18 protein-coding genes are annotated in these 20,653 nt (G+C 37.6%); 7 read left to right on the forward strand and 11 right to left on the reverse strand.

Annotation, left to right across the window (positions count from 1 at the left end):
- Positions 1-410: 410 nt before the first annotated feature.
- The gene (gene galA, locus AC1DNH_RS14440) at positions 411-3,236 is read right to left on the reverse strand and encodes a beta-galactosidase GalA (protein ID WP_477581068.1); all 2,826 of its coding nucleotides are present in this window, start codon (positions 3,234-3,236) and stop codon (positions 411-413) included.
- Positions 3,237-3,636: 400 nt separating this feature from the next.
- Here galA and AC1DNH_RS14445 point away from each other — a divergent pair, with 400 nt between their 5' ends.
- On the forward strand, positions 3,637-4,044 hold the full coding sequence (locus tag AC1DNH_RS14445; RefSeq protein ID WP_477581066.1) for a hypothetical protein: 408 nt from the start codon (positions 3,637-3,639) through the stop codon (positions 4,042-4,044).
- A gap of 148 nt (positions 4,045-4,192) precedes the next feature.
- Here AC1DNH_RS14445 and AC1DNH_RS14450 read toward each other — a convergent pair whose 3' ends face one another.
- From AC1DNH_RS14450 to AC1DNH_RS14465, 4 genes are all read right to left on the reverse strand, one after another.
- The gene (locus tag AC1DNH_RS14450; RefSeq protein ID WP_477625464.1) at positions 4,193-6,016 is read right to left on the reverse strand and encodes a DNA polymerase III subunit gamma/tau; all 1,824 of its coding nucleotides are present in this window, start codon (positions 6,014-6,016) and stop codon (positions 4,193-4,195) included.
- A gap of 102 nt (positions 6,017-6,118) precedes the next feature.
- On the reverse strand, positions 6,119-6,877 hold the full coding sequence (locus AC1DNH_RS14455; protein ID WP_477581063.1) for a DUF1570 domain-containing protein: 759 nt from the start codon (positions 6,875-6,877) through the stop codon (positions 6,119-6,121).
- A 23-nt stretch (positions 6,878-6,900) separates the two neighbouring features.
- A complete protein-coding gene (locus AC1DNH_RS14460; protein WP_477625465.1) occupies positions 6,901-9,216 on the reverse strand; it encodes a TlpA family protein disulfide reductase in 2,316 nt (771 codons plus the stop codon).
- Between the two features lie 76 nt (positions 9,217-9,292).
- Entirely contained in the window at positions 9,293-10,156 is an 864-nt protein-coding gene (locus tag AC1DNH_RS14465) for an AraC family transcriptional regulator (RefSeq protein WP_477581060.1), read from the reverse strand.
- Positions 10,157-10,338: 182 nt separating this feature from the next.
- Here AC1DNH_RS14465 and AC1DNH_RS14470 point away from each other — a divergent pair, with 182 nt between their 5' ends.
- The 4 genes from AC1DNH_RS14470 (at position 10,339) to rplI (ending at position 12,299) form a co-directional block, all read left to right on the forward strand.
- Positions 10,339-10,932: a hypothetical protein gene (locus AC1DNH_RS14470; RefSeq protein WP_477581058.1), complete on the forward strand. Its 594-nt coding sequence runs from the start codon at positions 10,339-10,341 to the stop codon at positions 10,930-10,932.
- A gap of 291 nt (positions 10,933-11,223) precedes the next feature.
- Positions 11,224-11,580 carry a 30S ribosomal protein S6 gene (gene rpsF, locus AC1DNH_RS14475; protein ID WP_029277408.1) on the forward strand — a complete coding sequence of 119 codons (357 nt, stop codon included), beginning with the start codon at positions 11,224-11,226 and terminating at the stop codon, positions 11,578-11,580.
- A complete protein-coding gene (rpsR, locus tag AC1DNH_RS14480; RefSeq protein ID WP_010599582.1) occupies positions 11,580-11,843 on the forward strand; it encodes a 30S ribosomal protein S18 in 264 nt (87 codons plus the stop codon). Before rpsF ends, rpsR begins: the two co-directional genes overlap by 1 nt.
- 12 nt (positions 11,844-11,855) lie before the next feature.
- A complete protein-coding gene (rplI, locus tag AC1DNH_RS14485; RefSeq protein WP_029277406.1) occupies positions 11,856-12,299 on the forward strand; it encodes a 50S ribosomal protein L9 in 444 nt (147 codons plus the stop codon).
- 102 nt (positions 12,300-12,401) lie between these two features.
- On the opposite strand, the gene AC1DNH_RS14490 is transcribed toward rplI, so the two are convergent.
- The 3 genes from AC1DNH_RS14490 to AC1DNH_RS14500 form a co-directional block, all read right to left on the reverse strand.
- Positions 12,402-13,757 carry an ATP-binding protein gene (locus AC1DNH_RS14490; protein ID WP_477611263.1) on the reverse strand — a complete coding sequence of 452 codons (1,356 nt, stop codon included), beginning with the start codon at positions 13,755-13,757 and terminating at the stop codon, positions 12,402-12,404.
- 260 nt (positions 13,758-14,017) lie between these two features.
- Positions 14,018-14,716 (reverse strand): SDR family oxidoreductase, encoded by a 699-nt coding sequence (locus AC1DNH_RS14495; protein ID WP_477625466.1) that lies wholly within the window; start codon positions 14,714-14,716, stop codon positions 14,018-14,020.
- Between the two features lie 30 nt (positions 14,717-14,746).
- Entirely contained in the window at positions 14,747-15,556 is an 810-nt protein-coding gene (locus AC1DNH_RS14500; protein WP_477585511.1) for a 3-keto-disaccharide hydrolase, read from the reverse strand.
- A gap of 199 nt (positions 15,557-15,755) precedes the next feature.
- Here AC1DNH_RS14500 and mtgA point away from each other — a divergent pair, with 199 nt between their 5' ends.
- A complete protein-coding gene (mtgA, locus tag AC1DNH_RS14505; protein ID WP_477586021.1) occupies positions 15,756-16,484 on the forward strand; it encodes a monofunctional biosynthetic peptidoglycan transglycosylase in 729 nt (242 codons plus the stop codon).
- Between the two features lie 137 nt (positions 16,485-16,621).
- Here the strand turns inward: mtgA and AC1DNH_RS14510 are convergent, their stop codons facing one another.
- The 3 genes from AC1DNH_RS14510 to AC1DNH_RS14520 form a co-directional block, all read right to left on the reverse strand.
- On the reverse strand, positions 16,622-19,033 hold the full coding sequence (locus tag AC1DNH_RS14510; protein WP_477608725.1) for an AsmA family protein: 2,412 nt from the start codon (positions 19,031-19,033) through the stop codon (positions 16,622-16,624).
- Positions 19,034-19,129: 96 nt separating this feature from the next.
- Positions 19,130-19,420 carry a YciI family protein gene (locus AC1DNH_RS14515; RefSeq protein ID WP_477585495.1) on the reverse strand — a complete coding sequence of 97 codons (291 nt, stop codon included), beginning with the start codon at positions 19,418-19,420 and terminating at the stop codon, positions 19,130-19,132.
- 5 nt (positions 19,421-19,425) lie between these two features.
- On the reverse strand, positions 19,426-19,905 hold the full coding sequence (locus AC1DNH_RS14520; RefSeq protein WP_131030925.1) for an ABC transporter ATPase: 480 nt from the start codon (positions 19,903-19,905) through the stop codon (positions 19,426-19,428).
- 50 nt (positions 19,906-19,955) lie between these two features.
- Here AC1DNH_RS14520 and AC1DNH_RS14525 point away from each other — a divergent pair, with 50 nt between their 5' ends.
- On the forward strand, positions 19,956-20,441 hold the full coding sequence (locus AC1DNH_RS14525) for a hypothetical protein (protein WP_477579590.1): 486 nt from the start codon (positions 19,956-19,958) through the stop codon (positions 20,439-20,441).
- Positions 20,442-20,653 lie beyond the last annotated feature (212 nt).

Genomic DNA, 20,653 nt, shown 5'->3' on the forward strand with positions numbered 1-20,653 from the left:
CCCGATATAAAAATCAGGGCGCTTTTTTATGGTTTAATGTTGTCAGATTTATAGTCATTTTGCCAGGAGGTTGATGAGTCTTTTATTTGGAAAGCAGATGCAGAAGCTTTTAGGTTGTAGCAGTCCCGCTCCCGCTTCTGCTCCCGATTAAGGATCGGTAGCATCCCGCTTTGATCGGGTTTAGCTGGCCAAAATAGTATTGCTATTCTGAGTAAAATAAACCCGACCGGCAGCGTTATACCGATTTAAGCACTACACTTTTGTTTTTTATTGCGTGCTTGCTTGTTTCACAGGTTTCATCGGATTAAGCAAAGGGCGGGACTATCGGAACCGAAGCAGCAGAGTCATTGCCTTTCAAAAATGAAAAATACGCTAATTTTTATCAAAACTTTTTTCTCCAACCAAGTGAATTAATTCGTTTCGGTATCAACAGTTACAGTACCGCCTAAACCTGCCTGGGTATTGTTTGCGGCCTCTATAACGATAACCAGTTTGTTTTTAGCCATCTTTGCATCAAATTTGATATTTATGTTTTCTTGTTTTGGATCGGCTTTAGTGTAAACCAATTGGTCGTTTATCCATACCTCGGCTTTGCCTACCAATTTATTTAATTTGAGTACAGCCTTAGCATTGGCTTTCTCCATCATAAAATTAGTGTTAAACAGCACAAAAGTGCCATTTGCAAATTTAACCAGCTCGCCTGCTTTAACAGGTTGCCAGGAGTTCATATCGTTATCTGATAAGGTTTGTTTGGCATTTGGTTTTTTAGAAACGAAAGGCGACATGGTAAAATCATTAACCATTAACGGACCTTTTACGGCATCTATTTGTGGTAATACGGCCACTCGGTTTAAAGGCAAAATAATTTTTGCAGGCTTAAGTCCATCGGCAGTAGCCGTTAATTCGATAACGCCTTCTTCACCTTCAACAGCTTGTAAAATAACTTGTGCCAAACCATTGAATAAACTGCGTTTATTCCCTTTTTCAGGTTCGTGACTGTTTGGATTTCCATTACCCAAGCCGATAATTTTGCCTTTATTGCTGATGCTAAAAGTAACCATAACGTTAGCTGTTGGTACTGCCCGGCCTTTGCTGTCAACAGCTTGTACGGTAACAGGTGTGGCATCAAGACCATCATTTGCCAATGTTTTTAAATAAGGTTCTAATTTTAGCGCTACGGCCTTACCAGTTGTTTCTGTTTTGAATTTCGAAACCAGTTTGCCTTTTTTATAACCAAATGCTTCTAAGGTGCCCGGCTTATAGGCAATATTAAAAGTATTCATTTCGTACTGATCTACCTTTTGGCCACCAATTGTTTTGCCGTTTAATTTAATACTTACACTATCTGCATTGCTCATGGCCATTACTTTTATCGGTTTACCTATACTATCTGCCGGCCAATTCCAGTGCGGCGCCAGTTGAAGTACATCAATATCTTTACGCCATTGTGCTTGCTTTAAATAGAAAGCCATTTTCGGAAAACCACATAAATCCATAATACCAAAGAATGAGCTTGCCGATGGCCAGGCAAAAGGGGTAGGTTCACCACGGTAATCGAAGCCTGTCCAAATAAACTGACCAGCTAACCAGGGCCGTTCTGCTATAGGTTTCCAGCCATTGCGTTGCGTCTCACCCCAGGGTGCGGCTTCGCTATCGTATTCATCTATAATATGATTTGCTTTGTCGGTTTTATACTCGCCCCTGATCTGGAAAGATGAAATATCTTCCGAACTGGTTAGTTTCTTTTCAGGATTTTCTTTTCTAAACCGATCGTATAAACCCGTTTGATAGTTAAAGCCTACCACATCAACAGCATGCGATACATTTAATTTACTAAATAGGCCTCCATTCATGGCTGCGGTGATCACTCTGGTGGTGTCTAACGATTTTACCAGGGCGCGCATGCGGCGTACCATTTCATAACCCTGCTCGGTGCCCTGCATGGGTTCTTCGTTAAACACCGACCACATAATGATGCTTGGGTGGTTGCGGTCTCTTCGTACCAGCCATTCCATTTGGCGCATATATTCGGGCGAAACATTAAAGTTTCTGTTTTCGTCCATGACCATTATGCCCAGGCTGTCGCATAGTTCGAGCATTTTTATCGGTGGCGGGTTATGAGAACAGCGGTAAGCATTTACGCCCATTTCTTTTAATTTTTTGAGCCTGAATTCCCAAATGGCATCTGGTAAGGCAACGCCCACACCTGCATGATCCTGATGGTTGCATACGCCATGCAGCTTTATATTTTTTCCGTTCAGGTAAAAACCGGTGTTCACATCAAAATGTGCGGTGCGGAAGCCACATTTGGTAACCAGTTTATCAACTGTTTTTCCATCCTGTTCTACCACAGTTTCTATTTTGTATAGTTCTGGATTTTCTATACTCCATAATTTAGGGTTAGCTACCTGAAGATCAAATTTTGTAATTCCTGTTTGTAGTTCTGCCAGGGAAAGGTTGTTGGTTCCACTCACTATTTTATTACCTGCTTTATCAAACAATGTTGATTTTACCACTACTTTCTGCGTGTTTTTATCAATATTATTCAGATTAACCTCCACAGGGATGGTCCAGTTATTTCCTTCTTTTTTAACCGGATTGGCAAATACCCCATCGGTAACAATGTGTACAGGGCTTCGTTTTACCAACCAGGTATGGCGGTAAATGCCAGCACCTTCGTACCACCAGCCTTCCATGGCATTGGCATCAACACGTATGGCAACGTTGTTTACCTGATCGCCATATTTGGCCATTGAGGTAATATCTACATAAAAGGAAGTATAGCCGCACCAGTTGCGATGTACGAGGTTTCCGTTAAACCAGATGGTGGCGTAGGTAGCAATTCCTTCAAATTGCAGCTCTAAATGTTTGCCTCTGTCTGCATCATTTAGTTTAAAGCTTTTACGGTACCATCCAATGCCGCGCTGGCGGTATCCCTGCGAAACATTTGCACTAGAATCGAATGGGTTTTCTACCGCCCAATCGTGTGGTAAATTGAGTATTGTCCATTTACTGTCGTTATATTCTGGTGCTGCCGCTCCCCAGGCTTTTCCTGCTTTTGCATTGGCATAACTTGCTCCATGGCCTTTTATTACTGGGAAGGTTACGTCTGCCTGGTAAAACTTCCAGTTCTTGTCGAAAGAGAATACCTCTCTTTTTTGTGCCATACTGTTGAACAGGCAAAAGATTGATAATGATACGGTAAGAATAAATTTAGTGCTTAGTTGGGGTTTCATTTGGTTATTATTGGCTAGCTATTTTGTTTGGTTTTATCAAGATGTCATTTTTAATTTGCAGAGCAATTTAAAAGAACAACGGATATGGTGTTAAGAAACAAATTTATACGAATTAATTGCTCTTTTAATACGTCGAATTACTTTTTTTATAAGTGAAATTATCATTTGTAGAGATTTGTGCTCCGTAAAAAAAATGGAAATTAGAATCTGTTGTTTCTGCGTGAGGGATAGCAACGGAAAGCCCACAGCCCGATTCTTCATCGGGCGAGGACTTGAAGTGTATAGCCCGACCCTTGCGCAGCTTGGGGCACGCCCTAATAATTGTAAGATTCTCTTTCAACAAACAAACCTTATCCATATCATTTTGTTATATTCATATAAATTATAGGAGACCCATACCATGGCAAGTAACGAGAATAAAGGATCGCAGGATAAAATACACAGTACCACAGAAAATAGCGAAATCAATAAAGAGAATCTCGCTTATGATAAAAATAAGCAGAGTTACGAGCTCGATGTAAGAGGTACAGATAAAGATTACGACCACCCAATGGGATACGAAACGGTTGCTGCTGGTGCCAAAGATGATGATTCGACCTATGATGAAGCTAACCCTTATATTGGTGATGAATATGCCCGCAATGAAGAAATTGCCGAGGATAACCTGGAAGAATTAGGCATGCACGTAGATAACGGGGAGAGTGTAAAGCTGAACCCTGAAGATGAAATCCTTGCCCGTACACCCGAAGATAACCGCGATGATTTAGATGAAGAAGGTTATCCGATTAACGATACGCCCCAAAAATAGTCAATAGATCACTGTCGTGAGGATAGTTATTTGACGAAACAATCATAATTGGAAAAGCAGGGTTATACATTTACGATGATGTGTAGTCCTGCTTTTTATTTAGTAATTTTTAACCGAATAAGTATTGTTCAGTTGTCGGATCTGAAATTTAAGGATTAACATCTAAGTTAAATCTCCTGCGCAATTCGTCGAGTTTTGGGTTTTTATTTACCAGGTAATCATACTTTTCACGGTTGCCATAAAGCCTGTTTTCTATTTTACGTTCAACCAGTTTGTAGGTAACCTCTACACCAAAATTGCTAAGCTCATTTCTCAAAAAGTTCAACAGCTCAACAGATTCTTGTTGTACAAGGTGTTCCTGCGTTTTACTTTCTACCGAAATTTCGATCAGCTCGGGATTTAAAAGCGTAGGCGCGAAATTATTTAAGATGGTAAAAAGATTGATTTTATCGGTCGCCTTCATTTTTTGAGTAAAGGCATTCCATACTTCCAATAAGCGGTCGTAACTAAAAGGTTCTCTGGCCTCACCTGTAACTTTTTTTGGACCCTTATCGTCATCTTCCTGTGCAGCCCGGTTCAGATCGTTTAGCGATGGAATGAGTGTACTTATCGCATTGGGCTTTGGAATATTGATACTAATGGAAGTTGCAGATGGTGGCGGACCAACCCTGGGTGTTTCCTTAGGTTTTTCTTCTTCAGGAATGTTCGGTAAAACAGCCGTTTTAACAATAGGCGCTACAGCTTGATCCGTATTTTCGCTTTCTGTTTTTGGCTTTGGTGTTTCTGCCTGTCCAGCTACGACATTAGTTTTTTTTTTATCCTGATCTACGTCAGTTGCTGTGTTATTAGGGCTTAAAGGCTGTTGTGCTAAATTGACGACCGACCGGATATGGCACATTTTAATCAGTGCCAGCTCTACCTGTAAACGCTGGTTTTTAGAATTCTTGTAATTTAGATCGCAGGTATTGGCCAGGTTTAATGCTGTTAGCAAGAAGGATAATTCTGTTTGCCTGCACTGATCGAGATATTTTTGTTTGATGTTTTCGCTAACTTCTAAAAGTTTAATGGTCGATGCGTCTTTACCTACCAATAAATTACGGAAATGCGAAGCCAGGCCATTTATAAAGTTATTCCCATCGAAACCGTTATTTAAAATTTCGTCGAACAGGAGTAGGGTTTGGCTAACTTCTGCTGCGGTTAAATAAGAGGTAAGCTTGAAAAAATAATCGTAATCTAAAATATTTAGGTTATCGATTACAGCTTTATAAGTAATGTTCTTGTTTGCATAACTGGCAATCTGATCGAACATCGAAAGTGCATCACGCAGTCCACCGTCTGCCTTTTGGGCAATAATATGCAAACCATCACTTTCAAACGCAATATTTTCGCGTTGGGCAATGGTTGATAAGTGACTGGCAATATCTTCTACCTGGATCCGGTTGAAATCAAAAATCTGGCAACGTGATAAAATAGTCGGCAGGATTTTATGTTTCTCAGTGGTAGCCAGAATAAAAATAGCATAAGAAGGTGGTTCTTCCAATGTTTTCAAAAAGGCATTAAATGCACTCTGCGATAACATATGAACCTCATCAATGATATAGATCTTATATTTTCCGGCTTGTGGTGGTATTCTAACCTGCTCGATTAAGCTACGGATATCATCAACAGAGTTGTTTGAAGCCGCGTCTAATTCGTGAACATTAAAAGAATGCCCGTTCTGAAAAGAAAGACAATTGTCGCACTGGCCACAGGCTTCCATTTCTGCTGTAGGGTTGGTACAGTTAATGGTTTTTGCAAGGATACGTGCACAGGTTGTTTTACCCACACCACGAGKCCCGCAGAATAAAAATGCCTGGGCAAGTTGATTGTTTTTAATGGCGTTTTTTAACGTACCGGTAATATGCTGCTGGCCAACAACGGTTTCGAAGGTGGCTGGGCGGTATTTACGGGCAGAAACGATAAAATTTTCCATCGGCACGAAAATAGGAATTTTTTATCAGTTGGAATGTGGTAAGATTGGAATGTTGAAAAGTTGTAATATGATCAGGCCGGAGGCTTAAGCTTAAAGAACAATTTATTTATGATAGTTGTAAAATAGCTTATATCTTTCTTCAAACCGATCAAAACTGCCAAAAGTAAGTTCAATCGCTTTTTCGGTATCGTAACCCTGCGTATTTAGTTTAATTACTTTTTTAAGCAGGTCTGTTCTTTTGGATTTTATAAAAAAGTAGATCACACTGTAAGCTGTATTGTAATTGTCGTCTATATCATGTCCGTAAAATGAACCACTGTATATTTTAAAGAAATTTTTTAGCCTTTCGGTGTCTTTCGAATCTATTCCTGCTTTTATACGCTTAATTCTGCCACTTTGTGGATAGGAGTATAAATTTCCCTCGCTATCGAAATCTAGTGTTTCGAAAAACTCTGCAAGGCCTTCGTTTAGCCATTTAGGCGATTTTTTAAAATTAAACTGGAAAATACTATGGCTAGCCTCATGGAGTGCTACCGAAATGAAATCGCTGCTCTTATATACAAAGGCTTCGTTAATTGCGGCAATATAAAATCCAGCACTATTTATTGGTGCACTATATGTTTTTTGCGCTAAGCGATAATCTTTACTTTTTCCATAGAGGTTTATTTTAACAGGTGCAGTAATGTTCTCTCTGGTTTCAAAAATTTCGTTACAGAACATGCGTTCGTAAGCTATCAGTTTCTCTATCTTCTTTTGCTCGGTTTCGCTTATTTTGCAGTTAATAAAATTGATATCAACATATTGGGCGTAAAGGGATAGGCTTATAATATTTGCTATTAGAAGCAGCAGAAATTTGTTCATGTTTGCTGTCTTAAATCTCTTTGTTACAGTTGTTTTTCTAATAGTTTTTTTATTTGTCCGTTATCCATAAATCCCAAAGCTGGATTTACCACTTTCCCTTCTTTATTAATCAGTACTTGATGCGGAATACCTGTAATTTTAAATTTATCAGCTAAATAACGCCATTCATCGCTTTTTAAGCGATAGTGCTGTCCTTTTATAGTTGGTACTAAATTCTGATAGGCAGCTAAAGGTGAACTTTCGTCGGTAATGTAAACAAATACCACATTACTATCCTTCATTTCTTCTTTTAGAGGCCTGATTTCTTCAATTCCGCTAAGGCAGGGGCCGCACCAAGTTGCCCAAAAATCAACTAATATAACTTTGCCAGCATGTTTGCTGATAATGTTATCTAAAATTTTATCGGCTTCTACTTTTGGTGTTTGGTTTACAAAATATCCCCCATTTTTTTTATTGGCGATGATCTGTTTTTGGGTATCGTTGTTTCTGAGTTTGATATAATCCTTTACGAACTCATTGTCGATGCCTGCTAAAGTGTAAGATAGATAGCGATCATTAATCGGGGAGAGTTCTTTTACAATTGGCCTTGAAATATTTTGAGACTTAACCAGATTAATCAATAATCCACGGTTTTGGCCAAAGGCAGAATCAATAGGCTTAAGACGGATGTTAGAAAAATATCTTTTCGTAAATAAATTAATAAATTCGGCATTATCCTTAAGCCATTTGTCTTTAATGATTACAGTCTTTTCATCTGTCTTTAAAGATAAACCATCCTCTGATATCATGGTTTCAAATGCCTTGTCGTTTTCATTTAATATACTGCCATTTTTTTTGATAGCATTTACCATATCGCGATAATTATGGGTATAACTAAGGCTTCCTGGATTAAAGCCGGGTAGAAAACTAATCCGGTTTATAAAAGTTTCATACTCACCGCTGATGACAGATATTTCGTCATTGATGATGTTTTTATCAATAAAAGTGTAGTAATCATCAGGGTATTTTTCTGCTTTCTCTTTTTCCGCTGGATTGCTGCTTCTAGTGGCATTTTGAAAAAGCATATTATATTCCAGAATATGCGAGGCATAACCGAGCACAATATCTAATTTTTTAATTTGATAAGCCTTTTCGCTTACAACATTAAGGCGATGTACAGAATCTAATTTTTTGCTTTCTAAGGCCTGAAGCTCAAGTAAGTAATCCTTGTACTCATTCGGGGGCATGCGAACAATCTTTTTCTGGATTTTTTCGTAGTCGAATAGCTGTATTTGATTTAGTGTGGAAAGATCTTCGTTTAATTGGGCCATCTCACCTGCATACTTAGTTTTTTCATCACCGATAATTACGAAAAGTTCTTTACCAGGCTCCAGATAGATGTCATTTTCATTGCATATATCTGACCTAAGGAAAACTCTTTCAGGGTGATAGATTCCTACTTTTGTTGAAAAATAGCCGTTTTTCTGTATTTTTATGATCTGGTTTTCCTGTCCTCCTGCGATAATATTGTTTACATATATGATCAAGGTTTTAGTGCCCAGTTTTGGACTGTAGTTTTTAATGTAACCACTAAAAGTAGCGCTGTCGTTTTTGAAGATGGGAAGTTTATAGGTTTCTTTGCTGATGGTCCTTTTACAATCTACCTGATTTTTGATCAATTGAATTGTTTTATTGCCAATGGTAAGGCTAATGTTATTGTTTTTTAAGTCCTTAATTGATAGTTGTTTGGTGTCTTTTCCATTGGTAATAGATATAGTGGTATTAACACTATTGGTTTTTTTAACGACATTTTTATACGACCAAATTTTGTTGTTGTAAACTATCTCTTTATTGAAAAAAGCAACTTCGAGATTACTATTGTTTTTATTATACCAGCTTGTATAAATAAAGTTTGGAAGTAAACTTTTGCTTTCCTGCAGGGCAATGTCGTAAATTTTCCAGGCGTTGTCACCTTCTTCTCCATAATCAATGCTTGTAGCCTTTGCATTTACTTTTGGGAAAATTAGCTGATAGGATACTACACCCGTTTTTGGCATAAAATACTGTGCGGCTAATGGTACGCCAACAGTATTTTTGATATAATATTTAGCTGAGCCAACATTGTCTTGGAGGTAAGTGTCTTTTGGGATCCTGATCCATTGGCCAGCAGGGTAAGTGGTGGTGAACCATAACACGGTAGCGGTATCTGATGTTACTATTTTAGTGATTTTCAGTGTTGAACCATTGCTATTGAAACCAATAGAAGGGCTGTTGATTGTTTTTTGAGCATACAGGCCAACTGTAACTATCGACAGAAAAAAGGCTAGTATGATTTTTTGGTGTAGAGAACTGTTTTTCATTGCTTTAGATCGAAAAACAAGTATAACTAAAAAACTGGTTATTGCCTGTTAAATTCTGTTAAATAAGGGATGTAAATTATTTGATCACTGATTTAAGCTCATGCCTATATTCTGATGCACTTTTGCCGGTAAACTCCTTGAACAATTTATTAAAATGGCTAAAGTTGTTAAAACCGCTTTCGTAAGAAATATTGGCAATACTGATGGGTTTTTCGGCCAGAAGCTTTGAAGCATGTACCACCCTGTATTCATTCACAAAATGGGTAAAGGTTTTTTTAGTGATCTTTTTAAAATACCGGCAAAAGGAGGGAACAGTCATACTCGACATTTCAGCGATATGCTGCAAACTGATCTGATCCTGAAAATGATCTTTTACATAGTTAAAGATCATATTAATGCGGTCGTTATCCTGCACCTGCATTTCCATCGAAAACCCGTCGGCATTTAAAATTTTATAATCTTTGGCATGTTCGAGCTCTTTTAAAACGCTGAGCAGGGTTAAAAGCCTGTCGAATGGAGGCTGATCGTCCATCATTTCGATCCTGTCGCCTACCATACTTTTGGTTTCGCTGCCAAATGCAATTCCGGCCTTTGCTTTATCAAAAAGCTCATAGATTCCTTTTATCTCCTGCAGGCCTAAAAAAGTGGCGCCTAAAAAATCGGGCTTCATCTGGATTACCGTTTCGTTTTTATTCCCGGTATTGGTATCTGTAAATCCGCAATGGGGGAGATTGCTGCCAATCAGGATCAGATCGCCATCGGTATAATAAGAAACGTGGCTACCAATCTGCCTTTTTCCGGCACCGCCATTTACAAATACCATTTCAACTTCGGGGTGGTAATGCCAGAGGTGCGCCATGTTATTAGCGTTTTCTACATATTTTGAATAATAGAATGAACTCCCGAAAGAAGGCTCAACAACCTCGAAACTTGGCTTCATTATTTTCTAATTTATTGTACTAAAATACATAAAAAATATGCTTTATTATAACTTATGATAAAATACCCTTGTAATTGGGGTAATCTAGCATAGATATTGGAAAATATGCAATCGCCTATATCTCAGTTACCTCCATACCTTAGTGGTGTCATATAATTATTAACTCTTTAAAAATATTGGTTATGAAAAAGTTCTTAAAAATCGGTTTAATAGCAGCGTTGTTTTTTACTGCTACGGGTGTTCACGCTAACGATGATAATTTTACGCTAAAAGTAAAAGGCGAAAAAGAAAAGTTTATCCGTTTTTCTGTAGATAAGGCAGAAGACGTTAATCTGTCACTGATCGGTGCAGATGAGGAAGTTTTATTTGAAGAAAATATCCATGCTTCAGCTTTATCAAGCAAGGTTTATGATTTAAATGCACTTCCTGACGGAAACTATGTGCTTAAAGTAGAGTCTGAATTAAAACTGGCTAAATATACAGTAACCATCAAAGATGGTGAGGCATTGGTGTCTGAGCCAAAAGTATCTAACATATTTAAACCGGTTTATACTAAAAAAGATCAGGTAGTTACCCTTGATCTGGATAACCTGGATAAAAATCCAATCGAAGTTAAAGTATACAACGAATACAATGACGAGGTTTACAGCGAAGTATTTAAAGATAAAGTGCAGTTGACAAAAAAATTCAATATCAGCAAAACAGATTCTAAAGAATTAACCTTTGTGGTGACGTATAAAGAAGAGAGTTTTGTTAAAACGATACAAACTTATTAAACATTACAGCTAATTGATATGGGGAGATTGTCGGATAGATAGTCTCCCTTTTTTTGTTTGTGAGATTAGATGTGAGATATGCGAAATGAGATTTGAGGCACCAGAATGGTGATGAGGTAGGTGTATCGCGGTCTTTTTCGGTGTTTCGTTTTATCATGTAACTTTTTCTTTCTTAATTGCTTGCGATTCTTCTTTTTTATAATTAATCATTTGATTTTAAGAAATATATTGTTACTTTTGCATCCCCGTAATATACCTCGGGATTAAAAATTAAAAACATAATTTATAACAATGAATCAGTACGAAACTGTTATCGTTCTAACCCCTTTGTTATCAGAAGAAGTTGCTAAAGAGGCATTAGCCAAATATAAAGCAATCCTTGTTGATAACGGAGCCGAAATTGTCCAAGAGGATAATTGGGGTTTGAGAAAATTAGCGTATCCAATTGAGAAAAAATCAAACGGATTCTTCAACTTAACTGAATACAAATCTTCAGGTGATTTGATCGCAAAATTAGAGCTTGAATTAAAACGCGATGAGCGTGTGTTACGTTTCTTAACAATCCGTTTAGACAAACACGCTGTTGCTTACAATGAGAAAAAGCGTAGTGGGGCTTTTAACAAAAAAACTAAGGAGGTTGCAGCGTAATGGCAAGAGAACAAATACAATACGTAACTGCCCCTAAAGTAGAGGATAACCGTAAAAAATATTGCCGTTTCAAGAAAAACGGAATTAAATACATCGATTACAAGGATGCAAATTTCTTGTTGAAATTTATTAACGATCAAGGTAAATTATTACCACGCCGTTTAACTGGTACTTCGTTAAAATTCCAACGTAAAGTGGCTCAGGCAGTTAAACGTGCCCGTCACATCGGTTTGTTACCTTTCGTTGCTGATCAATTAAAATAGGAGGCTAGAGATATGGAAATTATTTTAAAACAAGATATTAAAGGCCTTGGTGAGAAAGATGATGTAGTTACAGTAAAGCCAGGTTATGGCCGTAACTATTTAATCCCTCAAGGATTTGGAGCATTAGCTACTTCTTCTGCTAAAAAAGTTTTAGCTGAAAACTTGAAGCAAGCTGCTTTTAAACAAGATAAAATTAAGAAAGATGCTGAAGGTGTTGCTGAGCGTTTAACTGATGTTAAACTTTCAATTGGTGCTAAAGCAGGCGAAAGCGGAAAAATCTTCGGAGCGGTTAACACCATCCAGATTGCTGAAGCATTAAAAGCACAAGGCTTTGATGTAGACCGTCGTCGTATTACTTTCGAAACTGAACCTAAATTTGTTGGCGAATATGTTGCTAACTTAAACTTACACAAAGAAGTTAAAGTTCAGGTTCCTTTTGAAGTAGTAGCTGAATAAGCATTCTTTAAAGAATCAATAGAAATGGCCTTTCGATGAAAATCGGGAGGCTATTTTTTTGGTATAACAAATAAGGGTGGAAGAAAGAAGATTTCGATAGTATTATAGGTTTTGTTCTGTTAGCCAAGAAGAATATTCTGCTATGCGTGTCCCCAGATAGTATGGAAGGTTTAATAAGAGATATGGCTTGCCTGCTGGAGTAATTGTTTTTTCAAGCTTAAACTCGCCTCCATATACCCTAATGGCAAAAGGATGTTCTGAGGCATCTATGAATTGATGAAGCGATCTTAAGCTTCCCGTACTGCCCGATTTTATTTCAATCGGTATTACAATCTTTTTATAGGCATAAATTAAATCAACTTCTGCATCAGACTGTTTTTTTTCTCTTACCCAAAAATTAGGCTTATGAGAAGATATACGCTCAACTGAAATCAGTTCCTGAGTAAATAAATGTGGAATAACGGCTCCTTTGTAAGCTGAACTTAAATCATCTAAAGCAAGCATTTCTCCTTGGATACCCAATGAGTAGTTGACTAATCCTGTGTCTAAAAATTGTAGTCTTGGTGATTTTTTTAAATCAGGAATAATTGGGACTTCAGTATTGGTAGATGGGTATATTAACCGGATAATTTTTGCATCATCTAATATCCTAAAAGCCTCTCCAACCTCTCTTGATTTATAGTTCGAATTGCCGAAACCTTGAAAAACAACACGCTTATCGAGAAAAAGATGAGCAGTACCTATTATATGGTTAATCGTTCTTCTCGCTGTATCATTCTGGGTGTATTTTTCTATGTCATTCTTGTAAGTTGCCCAAATGCTTTCGTAAACAATAGGCAGATCTGAAAGGTTATGTTCTTCTGAATCGGTTTTTATTATTTCAGGCATGCCTCCGATAATGGCATATCTATGAAAGGCTTTTAATAATAATTTATGCGCAACGGCTTTTACAGGGGTTTGAAGCAGATATTTTAATAGATCATCTTTTTGGTTAGCTTGAAGGTATTCTTGAAAATTTAAAGGATATAAGTATAAAAATTCGACTCTGCCAACCGGAAAACTTTTTACTTTTTGTAATACAAACTCCAAAAGAGAGCCTGCACTGATTACATGCAGTTCAGGAATTTCTTCGTAAAAATACCTTAGCATTTGTATAGCTTTCGCACTTTCCTGAATTTCATCAACAAAGAGCAAAGTTTCAGCTATCTTATCTGATTGAATCCCATGTCCCAGCAATAGTGCTTCAACAATACTTTGTACATCTTCAAAATCATCAAAATATTGACGGTGTGCAGGCTTCTCCAGATTAAGAAAAATAGTATTAGGATAGTTTTTCGCAAAGTCCTTGATCAGTGTTGTTTTTCCTACCTGACGTGCCCCTCGAATAATTAGAGGTTTCCTATTTTTGCTGTTTTTCCATTGAGTTAAGTTTTCTTCAATGGATCGTTTAAATGCCATTATTTTTTATTTTGTAACAAAGTCAACCCAAATATAGTATTTTTTTGTAACAAAGTCAGGTCATATTTTATTGAATTTTGTAATAAAGTCAGGGCATTTGATTGTGTCGGCAGTAAAAATATTATCAAAATGTAATGAATTGGCTGATAAAAAGTTTGATAGGACGCTTAATTAGCACAGCCTGCGGAAAACAATTATTGCTTCCCGCAGTGATAAATAAAGAACATTTTACTTTGTTGTAGAATTAACTACATCTTACATTATCCCTTCGGCGTAGTCGGTCTGATTTCTACCTTACTCGGCAAAGTCCTTGCTGGCATGGCCAATAAATCAACAATCAGTTTACCCATATCCTCTGGCTGGATTTTCCAGGCATCATTTTCAGCATTGGGCTGGTGATCGTTAAAATGGCTCGCTACCGATCCTGGCATAATGGTACTCACCTTTACGCCATATTTTCTCAGATCGAGCATAACCGATTGCGTAAAACCTGTTAAACCAAATTTACTGGCATTGTAAGCTGAGCCACCCGCAAAAAAGTTTGTACCCGCTAAGCTAGATATCGTAAAAATATGTCCCTTATTCTTTTTGATTTCTTCAACACTGGCTTTAATACTATAAAAAACGCCTGTTAAATTGGTATCAATGGTTTCTTTCCATAAATCTACATCCAGCTCGTCAATAGGTGCAAAATGCCCTACGCCAGCGTTGGCGATAAGTATATCTAATTGTCCCCATTTTTCGAGTATCAGATTTACCGTATTTTGCTGAGATTTAAAATCTGCCACATCTGCTTCAATGGCCAATACATCACCATGTGCCACCAAATGTGATGCGGCCTGGTTTGCGCTGGCAATTGTCCTGCTGGTAATGGCTACTTTATAGCCTTCTTTTAAAAGGGCTTCGGCAATGCCGAAACCAATTCCTTTACTTCCTCCTGTAATTAATGCAACTTTCATGTTCTTGTAACGTATAGTATCGAAAAATGTTTAATTAGATTTTTTGTTGTTATGATGCGGAAGCTCCATAATCTGGATATCTTTAAAATCAACAGGCTGTCCTTCACTTTGCAAGGCGATAAAACCTTGGGTAAGTGCTTTTCCATCAATTTTAATTTTCGGATCGTAGCCATTGGCAACGCCTCCGCCAATCTGGGGTTTGCTGTACTGGAGTACAGTATCTCCATTTATAATATGGGTGACTAGTGAGTCGCCCAGAACAATCAGCTCGCCGGATACCCATTGGTCGCCATCGTATGTTTTCGATCTCGAATCCAGACAATGACCTGGAAACTTACTGCCATTGTAAAAAATATCTGTACCTGGCGAACACATATTTCCGGTAGGGCGGGGCCTACCATCGCTCAAACCTCCCAATAACTGCATTTCGATTGAAATTGGCCAATCTTGCTCTTTAGGCATGGTTTTCGGGTCCTGAGAATGAAACATCACACCGCTGTTGAGTAGGGTATAACTTGGCGCACCTTTTTGCTGCTCGCCAACGAAGCGGTATTTAAATTTGAGGTGGTAATAAGAGAAAGGGGTTTTGTAATAAAGATGACCAAACTGATCATTAAAATCGCCATATTGATCATAACGAACCTGTATTATGCCATCTTCAACCCTAAAGGTATTTCCGTAGTTTACATTGTAATCATGATGGTGGATTTTAACGTTCCAATCTTTAATGTCTTTTCCGTTAAAAAGCGTTATCCATTTTTCAGATCGGTTATTGATGTTTTTGGTTGTACTGCAGCTCCATAGTGTAACAGCAAGAAAGAGATAGCCTAGTTTTTTCATTTGGTTAATTTTGTTTTGCGCTCTGTTTAAAAAAGTGAATCACAAAATACATAAACAAAGTGATTTTCACGTACATTAAAGGTTTACCACGAGAATTTTGCATTTCGGCTTTATTTTTTGATCATAAAAAAACATTTTTTTAGCATTATTCCCGTCTCCTGCATTTCCCATCTTCCGTCCCTTTAATTACCTTTGCGCCATGGCCAAAACCCGGACAACCAGAGCTAAAAGCAAGGCAAAACATCCTCTTTTAAAAAAGATCACCAATATTGTTACGAAAGTATTTTTATATTTTCTGCTGGTTTCTGTGTTTTGGGTAATCGCCCTGCGTTTTATCAATCCGCCCATTACACTTTTAATGGTGCTACGGAACATTGAACGCAAAGCCGATGGTAAGTCTTTTAAAACAGAGAAAAAGTGGGTGAAATTCGAGGATATGTCTGATAATATGAAAAGGGCTGCGGTATCTGCCGAAGATCAACTCTTTTTAAAACATATCGGTTTTGATATGAAAGCCATTGAAAAAGCTTTTGCCAGTAATGCCAAAGGGAAAAAGGTAAAAGGTGGAAGTACCATTTCGCAGCAAACAGCTAAAAACGTTTTCTTGTGGCCTGGGAGGTCGTGGATAAGAAAAGGTTTTGAAGCTTATTTTACGCTACTCATCGAACTGTTCTGGAGCAAAGAAAGAATATTGGAAGTTTACCTGAACGTAATCGAAATGGGCGATGGGATTTATGGCGCCGAGGCCGCCGCCCAGGAGTATTATGGCAAATCCTGTACAAAACTGACCAGGAAACAGGCTGCTTTAATTGCTTCCTGTTTTCCAAACCCCAGAAGGTGGACACCCAAAAATGCAACCCCGTACATCAGGCACCGTCAATATCTGATTTTAAGAAATATGAATAGGTTAGGGCCGCTTGATTTCTAATGATTGAATGATTGAATGATTGAATGACAGAATTATTGAATTTTGAATGATGTGATTGAATAATTGAGTGCAAAAATTTCTAATAAGGAAATACAAACACATTCAATCATTCAAAACGCTCTCATTCAATTATTAGTTTATTCGTGATCCTTATTCCACCTGATTTTTATTCCACCTTTTTCGTCATCAACAGCTTTTAGGTGTAATACGATGCCGCGCATACGGGCTTCTCTTTTTTCCGATCTGGTTAGGTTTTCATCACCCTTTGGATTTCTCAGCGGAATATCCATCTCTACATTTGTACCACTCCCTAAAGCATAAATACCTTTTACGTTAAAGTTTAACGCGCTGGAATTTATCTGCATCGGACTTATTTCTACTTTATCACCACGCACGTTAAGTGTTCCATCAAGATTTTTGATTTCTACGTTTGATAAGTTCCTGTTGGCAAAAGCAAATTTCCCTACCTTAACCATCGGGTCGAAATTAACCAATGCGGCATTGTTCAGGTTGAATACCACTTTTCCATTTATCGATCTCGGAAGAATTTTTCCCGTGTGCGATATCCTTCCGGAAATGTTGGCCAACGCTGATAAATACCCTTTTAAATTTTTGTTGGTAATGGTATTCTGTCCGAAGTTATCAAACGAATAAAAGAAATCTTTAACACTTACATGGCTGATCTTTGAATTGATTTTAAAGCTATTTGAGGCGGCTTCCTGCATAATATGTCCATTCAGCGATAACTGACCACCCGCATGGGCCACGCTTATTTTGTTGAAGAAAATACCCCCGCCACGTAAAGAAATATGGGCATCTAGATTTTTAGCCAGAAACTTATCATAAATGGCCTTATCAACGGTTAAACGGATATTCATTTTCGAAAGCTCCAGCACATTGCTCAGCTCTTTGGAAACCACTTGTTTGTTTCCACTCGATTTTTTCTTCGCTGTTCTCGGTCCTAAGAAGGGTAAAAACTCCTTTAGGTAGAGCTGCGGGCTCGACATTTTTAAGTTCACCAATATTTTTTCGGGAGCAGTATAATACAGGTTAGCAAAGTTGGCAATGCTACAGCTTACATTAAGTTCGCTTTTGCCCAACTGGAAATGCCCGTTCTGTATCGATAAATCGTTCTGGTTGAAATTGATGTTTAAGGCACTTTTTACCAGATGAAGCCTACGAGGGATGTAAAGAATATCTGCATCGGCAATCTGTATTTTACCTGAAACAACAGGTTTTGTAAATCTGAAATTATCAATATCTGCCTTACAGTAAAGCCTTAAGTTGGCTGTTCCGTTTTTAAATTCAAAATCGTTCGTGCCTAACGAATTGTTTAAATTGGATAGGGGAAATTGCGAGGTTACCAACCCGGTAGCAATTGGACGCGATAAATTATTCACTGTGAAAGTGTCGATCTTAAGCGGTGCATTAAAATATTTTGCCGTAAGTCTGTGGAATTTGATGGATGAATTTTCATCACCAATAATACCACCAACGGTATCCCGATTGGTAAAGGAACCATCAAAATTACAGGCCGTTAATTTGCCTGCCGGAATAGAAACCACATTATCCCGAACGGTTATGCCTACTTTGATCAAGGGATCTCCGTATTTCCCTGATCCGTCATCAACAATATTTCCCCGGATATCGATCGGTTTTTCTATGCCGAACTTTAAGAGTTTTGAGGAGATATTAGGCGATAAGAGTAAGGCAACATCTTTGAATAAAATATCATCAACAGCTATGCTAATGGCAAAAGCAGATTTATCCAATTCTATTTTGGCCCCGATTTTAAAAGGGTGCCCGCCAATGTTCAAGATTTCGGGACTCAGTATTACTGCATCCAATTCGCGGCTGTAATGTGCATTTAATGTTCCATCTAAAGTTTTGTCTTTTATAAAGCTTCCTTTTCGGGTATTAAAGGCGAAACTGTTCACTTTCGTCATTAACTTGATTTTACCTGTCCAGCCGCTATCAGGATACTGCATTCTGCCCTGGATCTGATCGATATCGAAATTGAATAACTTGAATCTCTTTTTGTTATCTAATATCAGGCTAACCTTATTAAAATCTATTTTTTTGACTTCTAATGCGGAAGATTTTGGTGACGATTTTTTCTCGTTTTTCGGCTTGCTTTTAAAAATACTTGTGTTGCTATAACCAGTAGAATCGGTGTAGATATAAATAGCTGCATTGTTGATGGCAATCTGTTTAATGTTAATGTTCCCCACAATAAGCGAAAGTACGTTTAGCGATATATCTATATCCTGCGCTTTTAAAAGATCGTGTTTATGTTGGTTCCATAAACTATCTCTCAGTAAAACGCCGTTTAAGGATACCGAAACCCCGGGAAAACTTTTCAGGAGTGTTGGCTCCATGCTTGTAGCGGTAATTTTTCCGTTTAAATTTTTATTGAGCTGTGATAGGATAGAAGCGAGTACTTCTTTTTTATTTCTACTGATGTAAAATGCTCCTGCCAACCAGGTGAGGATAATCAGAACAACAATAACCGATATAATTTTTAAAGAGATTTTGAGCCAGCGCTTCATAGACATTATTTGATTTAACCAATATAATGTTTTTTGCCAGCTAATTGTTTGAGCAATAGTGAAAATAATGTAGGATATTACTACGGGTTTTAAGGATTATTTTCCTAAAAGTGATTCGAGATCAGGATGGTATTGTGAGGTTAAGAAATGTGTAATGGAGAAATCGGCCAATCGATTGATGTAAAACGGATCTTCCATCAGGATTTTTTTTAAAGCTTCTTCATCCTTTGCCAGTGCTAAAATGATTCCACCAGTTCGGGGTACTTTTCTGCCCGAAGCAACAAAAATGTTTTTTTCATAGTATTTCTTTAAATATTGGACATGGGCCTCCATATGTTCATCCAACTCGGTTAGCGGAACAATATATTTAAGATCTACAATGAACATATGGCTTACAATAAATGGGCAAAAACAGTAGAATGCCAGCTGTTTTGGAATGGCACTTCCCATTTGCTTTCCAACTCTGCCAGATTTTGTACCATATTGTTAAAAACAATCGTTTCTGGTGTTACCTGTTTGATATTTACCAAAGTTTCAAAATCTTCTTTGCTGTTTACTACAACTTCTCCATTTACTTTATAGGCAATATTGAAGCGGTTAAAAAGGTCTACATGGTATTCCTGTTCAATTTCTTTAATTAAGCGAACAGAGCTATCAATAGAGCAACCGGTAACGCCCGCCTGGCTTTCGTCGACCGTTAGGATAATAAAAAAGCCATAGCGGATTTCTGCTTTTGCAAGCAATTCATTTCCATGTGCTTTCCACTGGTTTGTAAAAGCTGCTAATTTATTTAAGATCTCACTTTCTTCAACAGAAGTAAATTTGCGATCGCTTTGGTATACCCAAACTCTTGATTGTGGAGAAAAACTCATATACAAATTTATGATTTTAATTAAATTGGTGTGTTTAAAACGCTAACCTGATGAAAAAGTTTACACTCTGCTTGAAAATATCCCTTCTTTCGGCTTTTTGTATGTTTTTATGTGCTTTTTCCGACCCCGAAACCGTAGCACAATCGATCAATTTTCTTCAAAAAACATTTACCGATCATTACGATAACAGTCAGGAAAGCGACCAAGTAAAGCGTTATGAGCTAAATGTTACCAACAATGGCTTTTGTCGTTACAAACGTTATTTTAATAACGGTAAAACAGAGTATTTCGCATTTAAGCTGTCGAAATTTAAAGATATGGATTATTATGGTACAACTACTTCGGGCAAATTGTATATCCATACCAAAGGTGACGACGTAATTGTGCAGACCTATAAAGACAAGGGAGGCGATGTAGACTCGATGGCTACGCAACTGGTTATTCCGTTAAAAAATATGGAAGCTGAAGATTTAAATCTTATCCGAGATAATTTGAATAAAATAAATACAGAGGTTTCAATTTCCCAGAAGCCATAACTTGTCTCTGATGATGAGCATTCAAGCGAGTTGATTATCTTTTTATAGTCTTATTAATTCCGTTGTTAACACCACTAGGGAAATTACATGTTAAGCTTATTGTTTATTTTGGAGCACAGCGTCATTCGCTTTTTTTTATGTTAGTCCTGCTCTTTGCTTTATCCCGATGAAATATCGGGGATGCCGCTCCGATCAGGGCTATGGACTTGGGG

Source organism: Pedobacter sp. 01N310 (assembly GCF_056399805.1).